Annotated in this window: 18 protein-coding genes and 1 pseudogene; 11 read left to right on the forward strand and 8 right to left on the reverse strand. The window is 52.0% G+C overall.

The window, feature by feature from the left end; all coding sequences use genetic code 11:
* Position 1: 1 nt before the first annotated feature.
* Positions 2-346 (forward strand): gamma-glutamylcyclotransferase family protein, encoded by a 345-nt coding sequence (locus A1SC_RS03820; RefSeq protein ID WP_001219159.1) that lies wholly within the window; start codon positions 2-4, stop codon positions 344-346.
* 282 nt (positions 347-628) lie between these two features.
* Here A1SC_RS03820 and licT read toward each other — a convergent pair whose 3' ends face one another.
* From licT to ppa, 4 genes are all read right to left on the reverse strand, one after another.
* Positions 629-1468 carry a BglG family transcription antiterminator LicT gene (gene licT / locus A1SC_RS03815; RefSeq protein ID WP_000636962.1) on the reverse strand — a complete coding sequence of 280 codons (840 nt, stop codon included), beginning with the start codon at positions 1466-1468 and terminating at the stop codon, positions 629-631.
* On the reverse strand, positions 1465-2889 hold the full coding sequence (locus A1SC_RS03810) for a glycoside hydrolase family 1 protein (RefSeq protein ID WP_000640262.1): 1425 nt from the start codon (positions 2887-2889) through the stop codon (positions 1465-1467). Before A1SC_RS03810 ends, licT begins: the two co-directional genes overlap by 4 nt.
* Positions 2886-4766, reverse strand: coding sequence for a beta-glucoside-specific PTS transporter subunit IIABC (locus tag A1SC_RS03805; RefSeq protein ID WP_001108705.1), 1881 nt, complete (start codon positions 4764-4766; stop codon positions 2886-2888). Before A1SC_RS03805 ends, A1SC_RS03810 begins: the two co-directional genes overlap by 4 nt.
* Positions 4767-5277: 511 nt before the next feature.
* Entirely contained in the window at positions 5278-5808 is a 531-nt protein-coding gene (gene ppa / locus A1SC_RS03800) for an inorganic diphosphatase (RefSeq protein WP_000055070.1), read from the reverse strand.
* A gap of 308 nt (positions 5809-6116) precedes the next feature.
* Here ppa and ytfQ point away from each other — a divergent pair, with 308 nt between their 5' ends.
* The 5 genes from ytfQ (at position 6117) to A1SC_RS03775 (ending at position 11280) form a co-directional block, all read left to right on the forward strand.
* Positions 6117-7073, forward strand: a complete 957-nt coding sequence (gene ytfQ / locus A1SC_RS03795; protein WP_000265933.1) for a galactofuranose ABC transporter substrate-binding protein YtfQ — start codon at positions 6117-6119, stop codon at positions 7071-7073.
* Positions 7074-7208: 135 nt separating this feature from the next.
* Positions 7209-8711, forward strand: a complete 1503-nt coding sequence (gene ytfR / locus A1SC_RS03790) for a galactofuranose ABC transporter, ATP-binding protein YtfR (protein ID WP_000205820.1) — start codon at positions 7209-7211, stop codon at positions 8709-8711.
* A 13-nt stretch (positions 8712-8724) separates the two neighbouring features.
* Positions 8725-9747 carry a galactofuranose ABC transporter, ATP-binding protein YtfT gene (ytfT, locus tag A1SC_RS03785; protein ID WP_001468307.1) on the forward strand — a complete coding sequence of 341 codons (1023 nt, stop codon included), beginning with the start codon at positions 8725-8727 and terminating at the stop codon, positions 9745-9747.
* Entirely contained in the window at positions 9734-10738 is a 1005-nt protein-coding gene (gene yjfF, locus A1SC_RS03780; protein WP_000596001.1) for a galactofuranose ABC transporter, permease protein YjfF, read from the forward strand. The genes ytfT and yjfF overlap by 14 nt, the downstream gene beginning before the upstream one ends.
* Before the next feature lie 26 nt (positions 10739-10764).
* Positions 10765-11280, forward strand: coding sequence for a DUF2569 domain-containing protein (locus A1SC_RS03775; RefSeq protein ID WP_000263317.1), 516 nt, complete (start codon positions 10765-10767; stop codon positions 11278-11280).
* A 39-nt stretch (positions 11281-11319) separates the two neighbouring features.
* Here the strand turns inward: A1SC_RS03775 and fbp are convergent, their stop codons facing one another.
* Positions 11320-12318, reverse strand: a complete 999-nt coding sequence (fbp, locus tag A1SC_RS03770) for a class 1 fructose-bisphosphatase (protein ID WP_000853758.1) — start codon at positions 12316-12318, stop codon at positions 11320-11322.
* Positions 12319-12493: 175 nt separating this feature from the next.
* Here fbp and mpl point away from each other — a divergent pair, with 175 nt between their 5' ends.
* Positions 12494-13867 carry a UDP-N-acetylmuramate:L-alanyl-gamma-D-glutamyl-meso-diaminopimelate ligase gene (gene mpl, locus A1SC_RS03765; RefSeq protein WP_001219774.1) on the forward strand — a complete coding sequence of 458 codons (1374 nt, stop codon included), beginning with the start codon at positions 12494-12496 and terminating at the stop codon, positions 13865-13867.
* A gap of 179 nt (positions 13868-14046) precedes the next feature.
* Here mpl and yjgA read toward each other — a convergent pair whose 3' ends face one another.
* Positions 14047-14598, reverse strand: a complete 552-nt coding sequence (yjgA, locus tag A1SC_RS03760) for a ribosome biogenesis factor YjgA (RefSeq protein ID WP_000166266.1) — start codon at positions 14596-14598, stop codon at positions 14047-14049.
* A gap of 93 nt (positions 14599-14691) precedes the next feature.
* Here yjgA and pmbA point away from each other — a divergent pair, with 93 nt between their 5' ends.
* From pmbA to A1SC_RS03740, 4 genes and pseudogenes are all read left to right on the forward strand, one after another.
* A complete protein-coding gene (gene pmbA, locus A1SC_RS03755; protein ID WP_001162190.1) occupies positions 14692-16044 on the forward strand; it encodes a metalloprotease PmbA in 1353 nt (450 codons plus the stop codon).
* Positions 16045-16102: 58 nt separating this feature from the next.
* Positions 16103-16489, forward strand: coding sequence for a cytochrome b562 (gene cybC / locus A1SC_RS03750; protein WP_001232257.1), 387 nt, complete (start codon positions 16103-16105; stop codon positions 16487-16489).
* 189 nt (positions 16490-16678) lie between these two features.
* The gene (locus tag A1SC_RS03745; RefSeq protein WP_000212715.1) at positions 16679-16921 is read left to right on the forward strand and encodes a type II toxin-antitoxin system RelB/DinJ family antitoxin; all 243 of its coding nucleotides are present in this window, start codon (positions 16679-16681) and stop codon (positions 16919-16921) included.
* Positions 16911-17200 (forward strand): annotated as a pseudogene (locus A1SC_RS03740) (type II toxin-antitoxin system RelE family toxin). The gene A1SC_RS03745 and the pseudogene A1SC_RS03740 overlap by 11 nt, the downstream one beginning before the upstream one ends.
* Here the strand turns inward: A1SC_RS03740 and nrdG are convergent.
* Complete coding sequence (gene nrdG, locus A1SC_RS03735) at positions 17201-17665, reverse strand: anaerobic ribonucleoside-triphosphate reductase-activating protein (protein ID WP_001106237.1); 465 nt, start codon at positions 17663-17665, stop codon at positions 17201-17203. It abuts the pseudogene before it with no gap.
* Between the two features lie 84 nt (positions 17666-17749).
* A complete protein-coding gene (gene nrdD / locus A1SC_RS03730; RefSeq protein ID WP_000187807.1) occupies positions 17750-19888 on the reverse strand; it encodes an anaerobic ribonucleoside-triphosphate reductase in 2139 nt (712 codons plus the stop codon).
* Positions 19889-19989: the final 101 nt, after the last annotated feature.

Raw genomic sequence — 19989 nt, forward strand, 5'->3', positions numbered from 1 at the left:
TATGCGAATATTTGTCTACGGCAGTTTACGCCACAAACAAGGCAACAGCCACTGGATGACCAATGCCCAGTTGCTGGGCGATTTCAGTATCGATAACTACCAGTTGTATAGCCTGGGCCACTATCCAGGCGCAGTTCCGGGGAACGGAACGGTACACGGTGAAGTTTATCGTATTGACAACGCCACGCTGGCCGAACTTGATGCCTTGCGCACCAGGGGCGGTGAATACGCGCGCCAGTTGATTCAGACGCCGTACGGGAGTGCATGGATGTACGTATATCAACGACCCGTCGATGGATTAAAGCTGATTGCAAGCGGCGACTGGTTAGACAGGGATAAGCCATAATTAAACACGCCACCTTCGGGTGGCGTTGTTTTTGCGAGACGACACGCATTCTGTTTTGTAACTTTCCCGCCTGTTTCTTTTCCTTCCGAGTCGCTTTCTATATCTGTTAACGCATAAAAAACGCTGCTGGTGTTCATTAATGCGCGGGGGTAAAACATCTCGCAATTTAAATGGTGAGAATGAGCAGGAGCGGCTTATTTCCAGCAAGCGACTCTGAACAGGCAAGATGCGTTCTCAAAAGCAAATGTTATACGTCAATTTAAACGATTAGAGGCATCCTGTTTATGCATCAAGTCCAGTTATCCTCACCAGATGGACTGTGAGCCATAGCAGTTCGTTACCTCTGAGGGTGATACCGAGTTGAACCTTGATATAATCGCGGATCAGTAGCGTACACTGCCAGGCTTCTGGATACTCTTTAATCACTTGCACTAGCAGGAAACTGTCCCGCGAGCTATCCAGTTCTCCCTCCTGTAAACGCTGAAGGAAAAACTGCATATGGATAAGAAAACGTGAGTAATTAATCGATTCAGTGTCGATCTCCTGCTTAAAGTGGTACTGCACGAGATTAAAAATATCCTTCAACATTTTCACTGACTGCATGGTTTGCGCCACGTCGTCGCCTTCGCTCTGACCATTCACAAGATGAAAAGCGATATTCCCGGCTTCCTCTTCCGGTAGTTCAATACCGTACTGCTGGCGAATAATGGTTACAGCCTCGCTGGCGATGTGGAACTGTTGTGGATAAAACCGCCTGACCTCCGGTAGTAGGCGGTTTTGAATGGTGATCCCTTTGCGGCTGCGCTCGATGGCAAAAGCCAGGTGATCGGCAAGGGTAAAGAAAATCTGCTCACGAACTTTGCTCGAAAGCTGCATGTTGGCACGGGAAATAATCATCGCAGCCATTTCGATGACTTCATCCGGTATAGCGGAAAGTGCCTCAAGATAGCCGCTGCGTTCGTCAAGCGTCTGGGTTACAAATAGCTTCTCTATCTGCTCCGGGGCGATCTCGTCCCCGGGTCTGCTGTTGAAGCCAATACCTTTCCCCATGACGATAACTTCCCTGTTATCGTCATCAAGGGAAAGCACCAGGCTATTATTGAGCACCTTCTGAACAATCATCTCTGAGACTCGTTGTGGTTACCGTTTTGCGCGATGACATCCTTATACCACCAGAAACTGCGTTTGCGGATCCTTTGCAAACTCTTCAGATCATCCTCGCCGCGATCGACATAAATAAAACCGTAGCGCTTAGCGTATCCCTGGTGAGTGCTTACCACATCAATTGCTGCCCATGGGCAATAGCCCATCAGCTCGACGCCGTCAGCAATTGCCAGACGCATTTGCTCAATGTGCGCCTCAAGGAAAGCGATACGGTAATCGTCATTCACCGTCCCATCATGCTCCAGCTTATCCGGTGCGCCCATACCGTTTTCGCTGATCAGAATCGGCAGGCCGTAGCGCTCGCACACTTTACGCAGCGTCAGGCGCAATCCCACCGGATCAACGACCCAGCCGTAAGGCGTTTTGCCGACCCACGGATTTTCCGCTGGCCGATAAACGCCCTCTTCGCCCAGCATAATTTGTTGATCGCCCGCGCGGGGGGCAACATCGGCACCATCGCCCCGGCTGGCAGCAATCGTCGCGGTTGAGTAGTAGTTAATGGCGATAAAATCCGGCCGCCCCTGCTGCAAAATCAGCGCATCTTCTGGCTGCATTTCCGGCGCGAGGCCGCGATCCTGCAAATACGCCCACGCCAGGGCGTTGTAGCGACCATGTACCGCTACATCTAAAAAACTCCAGCAGCGCAGCGTTTCCCAGTTATGCGCGGCAATAGCGTCTTCCGGTTTGCAACTTTCGGCGTACATCGAAGTGGTGTTTATCGCCGGGCCGATGCGCAGCCCGGGGAATTCGCGGTGGCACAGGGCGAAGATCTGCGCCTGAGCCAGCATCATATGATGATTCTGCTGGTACAGCGCCTTCTTATCCGGCAGTTCACGATTGGCGGGTACGCCAATCGCGCCGGGATGCAGGATCATGGTGTTCTGTTCGTTAATCGTCAGCCATAGCGGGACTTTATCGGCAAACTCGCTGAACAGCAGACGGGCGTAACGAACAAACGCCTCCCCGGTTTTGCGGTTCAGCCAGCCGCCTTTCAACTCCAGAGCCCAGGGCAAGTCGAAATGATACAACGTGACGATGGGGGTTATTCCGTGGCGTGTCAGGGCGTCGATCAGGCGGTGATAAAAGGCTAACCCGTCCGGATTCACCGGGCCATCACCGTCAGGTATCACCCGCGACCAGGCCACCGAAAAGCGGTAGGCCTTCAGCCCCATCTGCGCCATCAGCGCTACGTCTTCCTCCACGCGATGATAGTGATCGCTGGCAATGCGGAAGTCAGCCGTTCCCGGCGGATGGCTGAGCATGTCGACTACCGACGGTCCTTTACCGTCTTCATTCCACGCGCCCTCAACCTGATAGGCCGAAGTGGACGCGCCCCACAGAAAACCGTCCGGGAACTGCGTTTTCTTTTGATAAATCATACCTGCACCTCCTTAGCGGATTGCACCATCAGTTGTTCGCCGTAATCGACCTGCGCGGCGGTGGTAAGGCGCAGGGAGTGCTGCTCGTCGCCATTGACCACAATCACCGGGGTAATCAGGTCATACCCGGCCTGTTCGATGGCGGGGATATCAAAGCGGATTAGCTCCTGTCCGACCTCCACCTTGTCGCCTACTTTCAGCGATGAGCTAAAGTGCTGGCCGTTAAGATTAACGGTATCGATACCGATATGGATCAGCAGCTCAAGTCCGCTTTCACTTTGTAAACCAACGGCGTGGCAGGAAGGTAGAAACATCATTACAGTACCGTTAAACGGCGCACGCAGAACCCCTTCCTGTGGTTGGATCGCCACGCCTTCTCCCAGCAGGCCACCGGAAAAGACATCATCATTCACTTCGTTCAGCGCCATCACCTGACCGCGCAGCGGGCTGAGTACTTCAATCTCACCCTCAATTTTCGGGCTAACGACAGGCTGCGGAGCCTCGCTGACCTCTTCTTGCTCTTCAGGCGTATCTTTAAAGGCGATAAACCAGGTCAGGGCAAAGGTTACTACGATAGAAATCGCACAGGTCACTAGCGCATGGACGATATTCATCGGGTTTTCACCGATAAACGCCGGCAGCGCCGCAAGTCCTGGGGAGACAAACGCATAGCGCACCAGACCGCTCACACCAGCATAAATCCCGGCGCAGCCGCCACCGATCATCGCGGCAATCAGTACCCGGCGGAACTTGAGTAATACCCCGTACAGTGCCGGTTCGGTGATCCCCAGCAGCGCGGTAAAGCCCGATGATGAGGCCAACTGGCGCAGGTTGTTATTTTTGGTTTTCAGCGCCACGCACAGCGTCGCCGCGCCCATTGCCACGTTTGACGCCAGCATTCCCGGCCCGTTGATCATCTCAAAACCGTTTTTACTCAACTGACCGGTAGCGATTGGCGTCATCGCCCAGGCGGTGCCGGTAATAATCAGGAAGGGTTGCAGAGCGCCCATCAGCATCGGAATTAACCAACTGGCGTGGCGATCAATAGCGCCCGCGCCAGCCGCCACCAGATCGTTAAGCAAAATACCCGCAGGGCCGACGAGCACCAGCGCCAGTGGCGCGGTGATCAACAGGATCAGCATCGGCTTAACAAAGAACTTAATGATCGACGGCGAAACCTTCTCCGCGAAGCGCTCCACCCACGACATCAGCCAGACCGTCAGAATAATTGGCAGCACTGACCCGGCGTAATCGGAAAGCAGGACGTTGATACCGACAAAATCAACCGCTTTCCCCGCTGCCAGCATCTGGCCGATGCCCGGATGCAGCAGTACGCCCGCGAGGGTCATCGCCAGAATCGGGTTACATTCAAATTTCAGCGATGCCCCGTAGGCCAGCAGCACTGGCAGGAAGAAGAAGGCCGCGTCGGCAATAATGTTGAGTAGCTGATAGGTTGAACTGGTTTCGCTAATCACGCCCGTTAGTTTGAGGATAGCCAGCAGCGCCTTGATCATCCCGGCGCCGGTAATGGCCGGGATCACTGGGGTGAAGGTGGTCGAAATCACGCTGATAATGCGTGCGATGATACCGGTGGGTTTAGCGTTTTTGCCACCGCTTGAGGGGCCTTTCTTCTCCGGCAGCGCCTTATTGAGCAGGCGATAAACCTGCTGCACCTCATTGCCGATAACAATCTGGAACTGACCGCCTTTCTCCACCACGCTTATCACGCCGGGGATAGCGCCAATCTGCGTATCGTTAACCTTTGCGCGATCGTTAAACTCCATGCGCAAGCGGGTCGCGCAGTGGGTGAGCATTCGGATATTCTCCGCACCACCCACCGAGTGGAGGATTTTGTCTGCTGTTTCGTTATAGTTCATAGTGTTCCCTGGGTTGAGGCAAAAAAAAAGACCAAAATAGAAATGCTCCCCTTGGCGGGAGAGCATTTCTATTTTGGTCTTGCCTGCTTTCGCAGTAGCACGCCATCATAGAAATGGGTTATTTCGACAGATTATCTAAGTGATGTTGTTGTCTTTCAATCGGTATAGAGAAAAAACGTGATCTGCATTGAATGAAATTATGACGGTTTCAGGTGAACCTCTATGTTTTACCCAAACACGTGTCTACCATTCATGTGATAAGAAGGGCTTTGTGCCTTACCAACACCGGGTTCGGTTGTTTTTTGCAAGACAAAACAGGTGTCAATATAAAATAAAAACCCTTACTAACCGAAGCCCGGTGTTCAGGGTTATTACGATATACTCGTCATGCTGCAAGTTGCATGTACTGTGTCTGCGTTCGCTCACCCCAGTCACTTACTTATGTAGGTGCCCGGGAATTCACTCGCTTGTCGCCTTCCTGCAACTTGAATTATTTAGAGTATACAAGAAATTATTTATTCTTTGCGCGCTCGAAGGAAGCAACGATTTCAGCTTTAGCGGCTTCAGCGTTTTCCCAACCTTCAACTTTCACCCACTTGCCTTTTTCGAGGTCTTTGTAGTGCTCGAAGAAGTGAGCGATCTGCGCTTTCAGCAGTTCCGGCAGATCGTTAACGTCTTTGATGTGATCGTATTCTTTGCTCAGCTTGCTGTGCGGAACCGCAATCAGTTTTGCATCTTCACCGGCTTCGTCGGTCATTTTCAGAACGCCAACCGGACGGCAACGGATCACAGAACCCGGCTGCAGCGGGTACGGAGTCGGGACCAGTACGTCAACCGGATCACCATCCAGAGACAGAGTGTGGTTGATGTAACCGTAGTTGCATGGATAGAACATTGCGGTGGACATGAAGCGGTCAACGAACAGTGCGCCGCTTTCTTTGTCGATTTCGTATTTGATCGGATCTGCGTTAGCCGGGATCTCAATAACAACGTAGATGTCTTCCGGCAGATCTTTACCCGCAGGGACGTTGAGTAAGCTCATGTCTGTTTCCTTTAAAATATGTGGCAAACAAGTGCCGAGTATTATAGCCAACTCGCGCCGAATGTCTTCGCTTGTTTTCGTCCTCTTTTTCCTTTTTCGCCAGCTTTAAGACGGTTTACAGAGCAGGAAAATCCATAACCGTAGCCGCATTTTTCATAGCGAGATGAAAGCGATTACAAACTTGTGATTAACGATGTATTTACTTTTTTGAAGTGTGAAGTAACGCAATCTGTTACATGACCGATTGTCTATAGTTTTTTCGCGAACATCTTTTAAACAATAATAATCACCCCGACGAGGACAACCCTATGTGGAAACGCTTACTTGTAGTCTCTGCGGTCTCAGCAGCCATGTCGTCTATGGCATTGGCCGCTCCCTTAACCGTAGGATTTTCGCAGGTCGGATCGGAGTCCGGCTGGCGTGCCGCAGAAACCAACGTGGCGAAAAGTGAGGCAGAAAAGCGCGGTATCACGCTAAAAATTGCCGATGGTCAGCAAAAGCAGGAAAACCAGATTAAAGCGGTACGTTCCTTCGTCGCACAAGGTGTGGATGCGATCTTTATCGCTCCGGTGGTGGCGACGGGCTGGGAACCAGTATTAAAAGAGGCGAAAGATGCCGAAATTCCGGTCTTTTTGCTCGACCGTTCCATCGATGTGAAAGACAAATCTCTCTATATGACGACCGTTACTGCTGACAACATTCTGGAAGGCAAGTTGATTGGTGACTGGCTGGTGAAAGAGGTCAACGGTAAACCGTGTAACGTGGTTGAGTTACAAGGCACCGTTGGGGCGAGCGTTGCCATCGACCGTAAGAAAGGTTTTGCCGAAGCTATTAAGAATGCGCCAAATATCAAAATTATCCGCTCGCAATCCGGTGATTTCACCCGTAGTAAAGGCAAAGAAGTTATGGAGAGCTTTATCAAAGCGGAAAACAACGGCAAAAATATCTGCATGGTTTACGCCCATAACGACGACATGGTAATAGGCGCGATTCAGGCGATTAAAGAAGCGGGTCTGAAGCCGGGCAAAGATATTCTGACAGGCTCTATCGACGGCGTGCCGGATATCTACAAAGCGATGATTGATGGTGAAGCGAATGCCAGTGTTGAACTGACGCCAAACATGGCAGGCCCAGCTTTCGACGCGCTGGAGAAATACAAGAAAGACGGCACCATGCCTGAAAAGCTGACGCTGACTAAGTCCACCCTTTATCTGCCTGATACCGCAAAAGAAGAGTTAGAGAAGAAGAAAAATATGGGGTATTGAGGCCTACAAACCGATGCCGACTGGTAGGTCGGATAAGGCGTTCACGCCGCATCCGGCATTTGTGCGCAGATGCCTGATGCGACGCTGGTGCGTCTTATCAGGCCTGCCAGGAGCCCGCTTTACACTGGGAGAGCTATGACTACCGACCAACACCAGGAAATCCTCCGTACCGAAGGATTAAGCAAATTCTTCCCCGGCGTCAAAGCGTTAGATAACGTTGACTTCAGCTTGCGTCGTGGTGAAATTATGGCACTGCTTGGTGAAAACGGGGCAGGAAAATCGACGCTGATTAAAGCATTAACCGGCGTTTACCATGCCGATCGCGGCACAATCTGGCTGGAAGGCCAGGCCATCTCACCGAAAAACACAGCCCATGCACAACAGCTTGGCATCGGCACCGTCTACCAGGAAGTCAACCTGTTACCCAATATGTCGGTTGCCGACAATCTCTTTATCGGCCGTGAGCCCAAACGTTTCGGCTTGCTACGGCGCAAAGAGATGGAAAAGCGCGCAACCGGGTTAATGGCATCCTACGGTTTCTCCCTCGACGTGCGCGAACCGCTTAACCGTTTTTCGGTGGCAATGCAGCAAATCGTCGCCATTTGCCGGGCCATCGATCTCTCCGCCAAAGTGCTGATCCTTGATGAACCCACCGCCAGCCTCGACACCCAGGAAGTGGAACTACTGTTTGGCCTGATGCGCCAGCTTCGAGATCGCGGCGTCAGCCTGATCTTCGTCACTCACTTTCTCGATCAGGTATACCAGGTCAGTGATCGGATCACCGTCTTACGCAACGGCAGCTTTGTTGGCTGTCGGGAAACCCGCGAGCTTCCGCAGATCGAACTGGTGAAAATGATGCTGGGGCGTGAACTCGACACTCATGCGCTACAGCGTGCCGGGCGAACATTGTTGAGCGACAAACCTGTTGCCGAGTTTAACAATTACGGCAAGAAAGGGACGATCGCGCCGTTTGATCTGGAAATTCGTCCCGGCGAGATCGTCGGGTTGGCAGGTTTGCTGGGATCAGGACGTACAGAAACTGCGGAAGTGATCTTCGGTATCAAACCCGCCGACAGCGGCACAGCGTTGATCAAAGGTAAACCGCAAACCCTGCGATCGCCGCATCATGCATCGGTACTGGGTATTGGTTTCTGTCCGGAAGACCGGAAAACCGATGGCATTATTGCTGCCGCTTCGGTACGGGAAAATATCATCCTTGCCTTACAAGCCCAGCGCGGCTGGCTGCGACCGATTTCACGCAAAGAACAGCAGGAAATAGCAGAACGATTTATCCGCCAGCTCGGTATTCGCACCCCTTCCACGGAACAGCCGATAGAGTTCCTCTCTGGCGGTAATCAACAAAAAGTGTTGCTTTCACGCTGGCTGCTGACTCGTCCGCAATTTCTAATTCTCGACGAGCCAACGCGCGGTATTGACGTTGGTGCCCACGCCGAGATCATCCGCCTGATTGAAACGCTGTGCGCCGATGGTCTGGCACTGCTGGTGATCTCCTCGGAACTGGAAGAACTGGTGGGCTATGCCGATCGGGTGATCATCATGCGTGATCGTAAACAAGTGGCAGAGATCCCGCTGGCAGAGCTTTCCGTTCCGGCGATCATGAACGCCATTGCGGCGTAAGGAGAACAGTGTGATGCCTCAATCTCTCCCTGACACCGCGTCGTCGAAAAGGCGTTTTCGCTGGCCGACGGGAATGCCGCAACTGGCAGCGCTGTTGCTGGTGCTGCTGGTCGATAGCCTGGTCGCCCCGCATTTCTGGCAGGTGGTGCTTCAGGATGGGCGTCTGTTCGGGAGTCCCATCGATATCCTTAACCGCGCGGCTCCCGTTGCGCTGCTGGCGATCGGCATGACGCTGGTGATCGCCACTGGCGGCATCGATCTTTCCGTAGGCGCGGTGATGGCTATTGCCGGAGCCACAACGGCCGCGATGACGGTAGCGGGGTATAGCGTGCCGATTGTGCTACTCAGTGCGTTAGGCACCGGCATTCTGGCTGGATTGTGGAATGGCATTCTGGTGGCGATCCTCAAAATTCAACCGTTTGTCGCCACTCTGATCCTGATGGTTGCCGGGCGCGGCGTGGCGCAACTGATCACCTCCGGACAGATCGTTACTTTCAACTCGCCGGATCTCTCCTGGTTCGGCAGCGGATCGCTGTTGTTCCTGCCAACGCCGGTCATTATTGCAGTGCTGACACTTCTTCTGTTTTGGTTGCTGGCTCGCAAAACGGCGCTGGGGATGTTTATTGAAGCTGTTGGCATCAACATTCGGGCAGCGAAAAATGCCGGAGTGAACACGCGGATCATCGTCATGCTCACCTATGTGTTGAGCGGGCTGTGTGCGGCGATTGCGGGCATTATTGTGGCGGCGGATATTCGCGGTGCCGACGCCAATAATGCTGGATTATGGCTGGAACTGGACGCCATTCTTGCGGTGGTGATCGGCGGTGGATCACTGATGGGCGGGCGCTTTAACCTGCTGCTCTCGGTGGTGGGGGCGCTGATTATTCAGGGAATGAATACCGGGATTTTGCTCTCGGGCTTTCCGCCGGAGATGAATCAGGTGGTGAAAGCGGTGGTGGTGCTTTGCGTGCTGATTGTTCAGTCGCAACGCTTTATCAGTCTGATTAAAGGAGTGCGTAGCCGTGATAAAACGTAACTTGCCACTGATGATCACCATCGGCGTCTTTGTGTTGGGCTATCTCTACTGTCTGACGCAGTTTCCCGGTTTTGCCTCCACGCGGGTGATCTGCAATATCCTGACTGATAACGCTTTTCTGGGGATCATCGCTGTCGGCATGACCTTTGTGATCCTCTCCGGTGGGATCGATCTTTCTGTCGGTTCGGTGATCGCTTTTACCGGCGTGTTTCTGGCAAAGGTGATTGGTGACTTCGGCTTTTCGCCACTATTGGCCTTCCCGCTGGTACTGGTGATGGGCTGTGCCTTCGGCGCATTTATGGGGCTTCTGATCGACGCGCTGAAGATCCCGGCATTCATCATTACCCTGGCAGGAATGTTCTTTTTGCGCGGCGTCAGCTATCTCGTTTCGGAAGAGTCGATCCCGATTAACCATCCCATTTATGAAACGCTCTCAAGCCTGGCGTGGAAAATCCCCGGCGGTGGTCGCTTAAGCGCGATGGGGCTGCTGATGCTTGCGGTGGTGGTTATTGGTATTTTCCTCGCACATCGTACCCGTTTTGGTAATCAGGTATATGCCATTGGTGGCAACGCGACTTCGGCAAACCTGATGGGAATTTCTACTCGCAGCACCACTATTCGCATTTATATGCTCTCCACCGGACTGGCGACACTGGCCGGGATTGTCTTCTCTATTTACACCCAGGCCGGATACGCGCTGGCAGGCGTAGGTGTGGAACTGGACGCTATCGCCTCCGTGGTGATTGGCGGTACACTTTTAAGCGGCGGTGTTGGGACAGTATTAGGAACGCTTTTTGGCGTAGCGATTCAGGGACTCATTCAGACTTACATAAACTTTGACGGCACGATGAGTTCATGGTGGACGAAAATCGCCATCGGCATTTTGCTGTTTATTTTCATTGCATTACAGCGTGGGTTAACGGTGCTGTGGGAGAACCGTCAGAGTTCGCCAGTAATAAGAGTGAGTCCGGAAAATACAATAAAAGAGTAAATTTACTGATATACAAGGATATTTTTATGTGGGCAAAGGAAGGCGAGGATTTAAGTACAACATGCAAAAGTTGTGGAGTAGCTGTTTTACCACCTGACGATTATTGTAAAGGTTGTGCTGATAAAAAGCTTACGGGGATTGGAGGTTGGCTGTATTTACCTGCTATTTCTTTAGTGCTGGTGATTATTTCGAGCATTTATTCTTTTGTACGAACATGGGGGCTTGCTCAGGGCAGTCAGGAAGAACCGCTCAGAACTCTGCTTTATCTGGAAGTGGTCGGATGTGCCACGATATTTCTGTTGGTGAGTTATACTACTTTTTTGTTTTTTAATAAGAAACGCCAACTTCCTCACTACTATATTGCCCTTCTTCTGGCGCTCTTCGCATTGAATGTTGCTGATACCTGGGGAGCAGTACAATTTCTTCATGCCACAATTGATCTTTCAGACGCATGGGGTGTGCTGAAAAATATCATTCATCTGGCTATCTGGGTTCCCTATTTCCGTGTCTCTAAACGCGTCAAATTAACTTTTGTTAATTAAAACGCAAAAACGCCGGACTGCTCCGGCTTTTTTAGACCATTACGCGTCCGGGAACTCACGGATAAAGCGTTCGACATCTTCAACCATATGGTCATTGCCGACGAAGAACGAACGGCGCTGATGCAGGGTTTCCGGGATGATATCCAGAATACGCTCTTTGCCATCGCTCGCTTTACCGCCAGCTTGTTCCGCCAGGAATGCCATTGGGTTGCATTCATACAGCAAACGCAGTTTACCGTCCGGGTGACTTGCGGTGCTTGGATAGAGATAAATGCCGCCTTTCAGCAGGTTACGGTGGAAATCCGCGACCAGTGAACCGATATAACGTGAGGTGTACGGGCGGTTGGTGGACTTATCTTCTTCCTGGCAGAATTTAATGTACTTCTTCACGCCGTTAGGAAACTTAATGTAGTTTCCTTCGTTGATGGAGTAGGTTGAGCCTTTCTCCGGGAAACGCATTTTTTCCTGACACAGACAGAAAACGCCGAGTGACGGATCATAAGTAAAGGCGTGGACGCCGCAGCCAGTGGTGTAAACCAGCATGGTAGAGGAGCCGTATACCACGTAACCTGCGGCAACCTGTTTATTACCAGGCTGGAGGAAATCTTCTTCCGTTACCGGCGTACCAACAGGCGTGACGCGGCGGTAGATGGAGAATATAGTACCGACAGAGACGTTAACATCGATGTTGGACGAGCCATCCAGGGGGTCCATCAGCACAACGTATTTTGCGTGTTCACACCCATCAAAGACGACAATCCCATCCTCTTCTTCAGATGCAATGCCCGCAACGATATCGCGCGCTTTCAATGCGGCTTTCAGTTTTTCATTAGCGAACAGGTCGAGTTTTTGTTGCACCTCGCCCTGCACATTCTCAGCACCGCTGGCACCCAGGATATCAACCAGTCCGGCTTTGTTGATATCTCTATGGATAATCTTGGCGCCCAGTTTTATTGCCGACAGCAAAGCAGTGAGCTCACCGGTAGCATGAGAAAACTCGTGCTGCTTTTCGACAATAAATTCACCTAACGTTTTCATAAAACTTTCCCTGCAATGTTTATGGAGTAAAGCGACCGCAACAATCTTAACAAATAATCTGAATGTTGCGCTCAGGTGAATCGCGCCAGCAAATTACGGATTATCCTGAAATGCGTTTCTCACTTGCCCGACATATGCGTAAAATGAGCGGTAGATTAAAAAAGGATAATGACGTATGCGCATTCATATTTTAGGAATTTGTGGCACGTTTATGGGTGGTCTGGCGATTCTGGCGCGCCAGTTGGGCCATGAAGTAACGGGTTCGGACGCCAATGTGTATCCGCCGATGAGCACCTTACTTGAGAAGCAAGGCATTGAACTGATTCAGGGTTTCGATGCCAGCCAGCTCGATCCGCAGCCGGATTTGGTGATTATTGGCAATGCCATGACCCGTGGAAATCCGTGTGTGGAAGCGGTACTGGAAAAAAACATTCCGTATATGTCAGGTCCACAGTGGCTGCACGATTTTGTGCTGCGTGACCGCTGGGTTCTGGCCGTTGCTGGTACACACGGCAAAACTACTACCGCGGGAATGGCGACCTGGATTCTGGAACAGTGCGGCTATAAACCGGGTTTTGTGATCGGCGGTGTACCTGGAAACTTTGAGGTTTCGGCGCGTCTGGGCGAAAGCGACTTCTTTGTTATCGAAGCGGATGAGTATGACTGCGCCTTCTTTGACAAACGTTCTAAGTTTGTTCATTACTGCCCGCGCACGCTGATCCTCAATAATCTTGAGTTTGATCACGCCGATATTTTCGATGACCTGAAAGCGATCCAGAAACAGTTCCACCATCTGGTACGTATTGTTCCGGGGCAGGGCCGTATTATCTGGCCGGAAAACGACATCAACCTGAAACAGACCATGGCGATGGGCTGCTGGAGCGAGCAGGAGCTGGTGGGCGAGCAGGGACACTGGCAGGCGAAAAAGCTGACCACCGACGCTTCCGAATGGGAAGTTTTGCTGGATGGTGAAAAAGTGGGTGAAGTGAAATGGTCGCTGGTGGGGGAACATAACATGCACAACGGTCTGATGGCGATTGCTGCGGCCCGTCATGTTGGTGTTGCTCCGGCAGATGCTGCTAATGCGCTGGGGTCATTTATCAACGCTCGTCGTCGTCTGGAACTGCGTGGTGAAGCAAATGGCGTGACGGTATATGACGATTTTGCCCATCACCCGACGGCAATTCTGGCAACGCTGGCGGCGCTGCGCGGTAAAGTTGGTGGTACGGCGCGTATTATTGCCGTGCTGGAACCACGCTCGAACACCATGAAGATGGGCGTCTGCAAAGATGATTTAGCACCGTCGTTAGGTCGTGCCGATGAAGTCTTCCTGTTGCAACCGGCGCATATTCCGTGGCAGGTAGCCGAAGTGGCGGAAGCCTGTATTCAGCCTGCACACTGGAGTGGTGATGTCGATGCGTTGGCAGATATGGTGGTGAAAACCGCCCAGCCTGGCGACCATATTCTGGTGATGAGCAACGGCGGTTTTGGTGGTATTCATCAGAAACTGCTGGATGGTCTGGCGAAGAAGGCGGAAGCCGCGCAGTAACCCTGAGACGCCTTATAAGGCCTACAGGGGCAACGTGCTTTTGTAGGCCGGATAGGGCGTTCACGCCGCATCCGGCATTTGAGCATAGCGCCTGATGCGACGCTTGACGCGTCTTATCAGGCCTACAGATCTGGCGGTGCACTGCATCCGGCAAACCATACTCACATCAACAACGAAAATTACCCTTCGTTCTCTGCCAGCTCGCGCAGATACTGGAAAATCTGGCGTGCGGATTTCGGCGGCTTATTCCCTTCTTTCTCTTTCTTCGCGTTGCGGATCAGAGCACGTAATTGCTGACGATCGGCATCTGGCCACAAGTTCAATACCTCAGCGATGGCATCATCACCGTGGTCGATCAAACGATCGCGCAGGTTTTCCAGTTTATGGAACAGCACAACCTGCTGGTTGTGGCGGTTTTTCAGCTTATCCAGCGCCTGACGGATCGGTTCTACATCGCGCTGGCGCAGCATCTTACCGATCAGCTGCAACTGGCGGCGGCGGCCTTCCATCTTAATACGCTGGGCTAACTCGATAGCTGCGCGCAGATCCGCATCTAGCGGGATCTTATCCAGCGCGTTTTTCCCCAGATCTACAATTTCCGCACCCAGGCGTTTTAACTCCTCGGCATCGCGTTTAATTTCACTTTTACTGACCCAGATAATTTCATCGTCTTCGTCTTCGATATCATCACCGGGAACGTCGTCGAGCCAGTCTTCGGGCTGCTTAGTCATGTCAGGCTCCTTAAAAAAAGAGGCTAATGTTACCAGTTAAGATGCGCACTGAAAAACGGTTCTCTGTTAGACTTCAGAGAAACTCTCTACATTATGGCACTTGCAATGAAAGTAATCTCTCAAGTTGAAGCGCAGCGCAAGATTCTGGAAGAAGCAGTTTCGACTGCGCTGGAGTTGGCCTCAGGCAAATCGGACGGTGCAGAAGTTGCCGTCAGCAAGACCACCGGCATTAGCGTAAGCACGCGTTATGGTGAAGTGGAGAATGTCGAATTCAATAGCGATGGCGCGCTGGGGATCACCGTTTATCACCAGAACCGCAAAGGTAGTGCATCATCCACCGATTTAAGCCCGCAGGCCATTGCCCGCACCGTACAGGCGGCGCTGGATATTGCCCGTTATACCTCGCCAGATCCCTACGCAGGCGTGGCAGATAAAGAGTTGCTGGCCTTTGACGCGCCTGATCTCGACTTGTTCCACCCTGCGGAAGTCTCTCCGGATGAAGCCATTGAACTGGCGGCCCGTGCTGAACAGGCTGCGTTAAAGGCGGACAAACGCATCACCAATACCGAAGGCGGCAGTTTTAACAGCCACTACGGGGTAAAAGTATTTGGTAACAGCCACGGCATGTTGCAGGGCTACTGTTCAACGCGCCATTCACTCTCCAGTTGCGTGATTGCCGAAGAGAACGGCGATATGGAGCGTGATTATGCCTACACCATTGGTCGCGCGATGAGCGATCTACAAACGCCGGAATGGGTCGGGGCAGACTGCGCCCGCCGTACTTTATCGCGCCTGTCACCGCGTAAACTCTCCACTATGAAAGCGCCGGTAATTTTTGCCAATGAAGTTGCCACGGGGCTGTTTGGTCATCTGGTCGGCGCGATTGCCGGTGGTGCGGTCTACCGCAAATCGACTTTTCTGCTCGACTCGCTCGGTAAACAAATTTTGCCTGACTGGCTGACCATTGAAGAACACCCGCATCTGCTAAAAGGGTTGGCATCCACGCCATTCGACAGTGAAGGTGTGCGCACCGAGCGTCGCGATATCATCAAAGATGGCATCCTGACTCAGTGGCTGCTGACTTCCTACTCTGCGCGCAAGCTGGGGCTGAAAAGTACCGGTCATGCGGGCGGTATCCACAACTGGCGTATTGCCGGGCAAGGTCTGAGCTTCGAGCAGATGCTCAAAGAGATGGGCACCGGGCTGGTGGTGACAGAATTGATGGGCCAGGGCGTGAGCGCGATTACCGGTGATTATTCCCGTGGTGCCGCGGGTTTCTGGGTAGAAAACGGCGAAATTCAGTATCCGGTTAGCGAAATCACCATCGCAGGTAATTTAAAAGATATGTGGCGCAATATTGTCACCGTCGGTAACGATATTGAAACACGCAGCAATATACAGTGTGGTTCTGTACTGTTGCCGGAGATGAAAATCGCCGGGCAGTAAAAAACTGGCGCGACCTGCCGCGCCGAATCTTAATAAGAAAAATGGAAGGAAGTGAGCAATGCGTAAAAGCCTGTTAGCTATTCTTGCAGTCTCCTCGTTGGTATTCAGTTCGGCGTCGTTTGCCGCTGATCTGGAAGGCAATATGGAAACCCTCAACGACAATTTAAAAGTGGTCGAAAAAGCGGATAACGCGGCGCAAGTCAAAGATGCGTTAACCAAAATGCGCGCCGCGGCGCTGGATGCGCAAAAAGCAACGCCGCCGAAGCTGGAAGGTAAATCGCCAGACAGTCCGGAAATGAAAGATTTCCGTCACGGTTTCGACATTCTGGTCGGCCAGATTGACGACGCGCTGAAGTTGGCGAACGAAGGTAAAGTCAAAGAAGCACAGGCCGCCGCAGAGCAACTGAAAACCACCCGCAACACCTATCACAAGAAGTATCGTTAATGCTGGATTGGGCGGTGAAACATCACCGCCCAACGCTCTTCTCCTTTCATAAATCCCACGCAGAATTTACTTTCAACACGACCATTGTCTTGTGCGTAGCCCCATTTTTGCGAGGCGTTTTCCATAAATGAATGTAATGCATATGTAATGCTATAATGCATTACACTTTTCGTAATTACCGGAGGCATAATGGCCACACTTAACGTCCGCCTGGATGACAAACTGAAAAATGAGGCTTATGCGGTGCTGGAAAAATTAAATATCACGCCTACTGAAGCAGTGCGACTGCTGTTTCAGTACGTTGCGGAAAATGGGCGAATGCCGGTAAAAACGCTCACTGTCAGTGATAGCGAGGAAGCCTTGTTACGCACTGTCAGGGAACGACTGGCCAACCCACAAGAGGCCATTAAGGTCCGACTGGATGAACTATGAGCTGGCCTTTGATCCGCGAGCGCTGAAAGAGTGGCAAAAGCTGGGCGTGGCAGTCCGGGAACAATTTTAAAAAAGCTTGAGAATGTGCTGAAAAGGCCGAGCAATCCATCGGCTAAACTGCGGGATTTGCCGGACTGCTACAAAATTAAGCTTCGAACACTGGGATATCGTCTGGTCTATCAGGTCAATGATAAAGCGTTGCTCGTGTTGGTGATGGCTATTGGTAAGAGAGAGAACTCAGCCGTTTATGATGAGGCGGATAAACGGCTGGATGAGTGATTACCGCAAATGATGCACCACCTGGTTGCTGCTACCGCGCCAGATCAGGGACGGATCTTTTAAATCCTGCACAAATTTGCCGTCGACCAGCACGTTAATCAAGTCAACAACCTGCATTTGCGCAGCATTGAGTTCGTCGAGTTTATAGCCTGTCCATACCCAGATATCTTTACCAGGGCACTCGGCGCGGATGCGTTGTACCAGTTTTAAAATATCCGGCACGTTTTGTGGGTGCAGCGGGTCGCCGCCGGAGAGGGAAATACCCTGGCGTTTGATGCGGGTGTCGTTCAGATCGTTGATGATCTGGTCTTCCATTTCTTTGGTAAACGGTTGACCGGAATTTACCCGCCAGGTGCTTTTGTTATAGCAGCCAGGACATTCATGGACGCACCCGGAGACAAACAGGGTGCAGCGAGTGCCGGGGCCGTTAACGATGTCGACAGGATAGTATTGATGGTAATTCATTTTTGCCTGGCTTATCAGTCCGCGTGTAGGCCGGATAAGACGCTTTCGCGTCGCATCCGGCATTTGCTTACCGCAGAGTGAAGATCAACCGATTTGCCCATTGCCCAAATGTTTAACGCGGCGCTTAACTTCTTCCTGCTTACCGGCGTTAAACGGACGCGCATCAGGACTGCCTAAATACCCGCACACGCGGCGAGTCACCGACACACGGGAGGTGTCATGGTTACCACATTTCGGGCAGGTGAAGCCTTTGCTGGTGCACTCAAACTCACCGGTAAAGCCACATTCGTAGCATTCATCGATCGGCGTGTTGGTGCCGTAATACGGCACATGCTGATAGCTGTAATCCCAGACATCTTCCAGCGCCTTCAGGTTGTGCTGAATATTTGGATACTCGCCGTAGCAAATGAAGCCACCGTTCGCCAGCGGCGGATAAGGCGCTTCAAAGTCGATCTTGTCGTACGGGTTAACCTTCTTCTCAACATCGAGGTGGAAACTGTTGGTGTAGTAACCTTTATCGGTCACGCCCGGCACCACGCCAAACTCCGCAGTATCAAGACGACAGAAGCGATCGCACAGGTTTTCACTCGGCGTACTGTAGAGGCTGAAACCGTAGCCGGTTTCTTCTTTCCACTGATCCACCGCCTGACGCAGACGTTCAACAATGGCAATACCTTTCGCACGCAGTTGCTCGTTGTCGTAAACATGTTCGCCGCCGAACAGCGCATTAATCGTTTCGTGGATCCCGATATAACCCAGCGAAATCGATGCACGACCGTTTTTGAAGATTTCAGAAACGTCGTCATCAGCATTCAGACGTACTCCACAGGCACCTTCCATATAGAGGATTGGGGCCACGCGCGCTTTCACGCCTTCCAGACGGGCGATACGGGTCATCAGCGCCTTACGCGCCAGCACCAGGCGTTCATCCAGCAGCTTCCAGAAGGTGGCTTCATCACCTTTTGCTTCCAGCGCAATACGCGGCAGGTTAAGGCTGATTACGCCGAGGTTGTTACGTCCATCGTGGATCTGCTCGCCGTTTTCGTTTTCCCACACGCCGAGGAAGCTGCGGCAACCCATTGGCGTTTTAAACGACCCGGTAACTTTAACCACCTGATCGTAGTTCAGAATGTCTGGATACATGCGCTTGCTTGCACACTCCAGTGCCAGTTGTTTGATGTCGTAGTTCGGATCGCCTTTTTTATGGTTCAGGCCATCGCGGATCGCAAACACCAGTTTCGGGAACACGGCAGTTTTACGGTTTTTACCGAGGCCCGCGATACGGTTACGCAGGATAGATTCCTGAATCAGACGCGACTCCCAGCTAGTACCCAGACCAAAGCCAAAGGTGACAAACGGCGTCTGACCGTTGGCTGTGTGCAGGGTATTCACTTCATATTCCAGCGACTGGAACGCGTCGTAGCACTCTTTGATGGTACGAGAGTTGGCGTAGCCTTCAGCGTCTGGAATGCTCCACTCTTCCGCTGTTTTACGGTGCTTGTTGTAGCTGGCAGTGACGAACGGTGCCAGAACTTCGTCGATACGGTTAATGGTGGTGCCGCCATAAATATGGCTGGCAACCTGGGCGATAATCTGTGCAGTTACTGCGGTTGCCGTAGAGATCGACTTCGGCGGTTCAATCTCGGCGTTCCCCATCTTAAAGCCCTGGGTCAACATACCTTTCAGGTCGATCAACATGCAGTTGAACATCGGGAAGAACGGCGAGTAATCGAGATCGTGGTAGTGAATATCGCCACGCTCATGCGCCTGAACCACGTCACGCGGCAGCAAATGCTGGCGTGCATAGTGTTTAGCAACAATCCCGGCCAGCAGGTCGCGCTGGGTCGGAATCACCTTGCTGTCTTTGTTGGCGTTTTCATTGAGCAACGAAGAGTTGGTCTGCTCGACCAGGCCACGGATCTCCTGGTTCAGGCGACCGCGTTTTTCACGTTCAATGTCGCGATCATGACGGTACTCGATGTAAGCACGAGCCAGTTGTTTGTACGGGCCAGACATGAGCTGGTTTTCAACTGCAGTCTGGATTTCGTTGATATCGACCTGGGTGCGGCCTTGCATTTGCTCGCTGACGACAGCGGCAACAGTGGCACAATAATCTGCATCATCGACTTCCGCTGCTTTAGCTGCACGCAGAATAGCTTCTTTGATGCGCTCTGATTTAAACGGCACTTTGCAGCCGTCTCGTTTCATCACATGCGGTGTCATGATCGCTCCATATTTTTAAGAACAGGTTATACACAGAAAATTGGGAAGTGCGCCCCGGTTTATTTGGCTCTTTTTACGGGGAGTTACAGCAGTCCCAATCT

Origin of the sequence: Escherichia sp. KTE52 (assembly GCF_000408325.1) — a bacterium.
Lineage (GTDB): Bacteria > Pseudomonadota > Gammaproteobacteria > Enterobacterales > Enterobacteriaceae > Escherichia > Escherichia marmotae.

Coding starts and splice junctions, on each gene's coding strand:
- pmbA (WP_001162190.1), top strand. CDS start 14,692: ATGGCACTTGCAATGAAAGTAATCTCTCAAGTTGAAGCGCAGCGCAAG.
- A1SC_RS03810 (WP_000640262.1), bottom strand. CDS start 2,889: ATGATTTATCAAAAGAAAACGCAGTTCCCGGACGGTTTTCTGTGGGGC.
- A1SC_RS03805 (WP_001108705.1), bottom strand. CDS start 4,766: ATGAACTATAACGAAACAGCAGACAAAATCCTCCACTCGGTGGGTGGT.
- A1SC_RS03820 (WP_001219159.1), top strand. CDS start 2: ATGCGAATATTTGTCTACGGCAGTTTACGCCACAAACAAGGCAACAGC.
- A1SC_RS03775 (WP_000263317.1), top strand. CDS start 10,765: ATGTGGGCAAAGGAAGGCGAGGATTTAAGTACAACATGCAAAAGTTGT.
- cybC (WP_001232257.1), top strand. CDS start 16,103: ATGCGTAAAAGCCTGTTAGCTATTCTTGCAGTCTCCTCGTTGGTATTC.
- ppa (WP_000055070.1), bottom strand. CDS start 5,808: ATGAGCTTACTCAACGTCCCTGCGGGTAAAGATCTGCCGGAAGACATC.
- licT (WP_000636962.1), bottom strand. CDS start 1,468: ATGATTGTTCAGAAGGTGCTCAATAATAGCCTGGTGCTTTCCCTTGAT.
- ytfR (WP_000205820.1), top strand. CDS start 7,209: ATGACTACCGACCAACACCAGGAAATCCTCCGTACCGAAGGATTAAGC.
- nrdD (WP_000187807.1), bottom strand. CDS start 19,888: ATGACACCGCATGTGATGAAACGAGACGGCTGCAAAGTGCCGTTTAAA.
- nrdG (WP_001106237.1), bottom strand. CDS start 17,665: ATGAATTACCATCAATACTATCCTGTCGACATCGTTAACGGCCCCGGC.
- ytfQ (WP_000265933.1), top strand. CDS start 6,117: ATGTGGAAACGCTTACTTGTAGTCTCTGCGGTCTCAGCAGCCATGTCG.
- yjgA (WP_000166266.1), bottom strand. CDS start 14,598: ATGACTAAGCAGCCCGAAGACTGGCTCGACGACGTTCCCGGTGATGAT.
- fbp (WP_000853758.1), bottom strand. CDS start 12,318: ATGAAAACGTTAGGTGAATTTATTGTCGAAAAGCAGCACGAGTTTTCT.
- ytfT (WP_001468307.1), top strand. CDS start 8,725: ATGCCTCAATCTCTCCCTGACACCGCGTCGTCGAAAAGGCGTTTTCGC.
- A1SC_RS03745 (WP_000212715.1), top strand. CDS start 16,679: ATGGCCACACTTAACGTCCGCCTGGATGACAAACTGAAAAATGAGGCT.
- mpl (WP_001219774.1), top strand. CDS start 12,494: ATGCGCATTCATATTTTAGGAATTTGTGGCACGTTTATGGGTGGTCTG.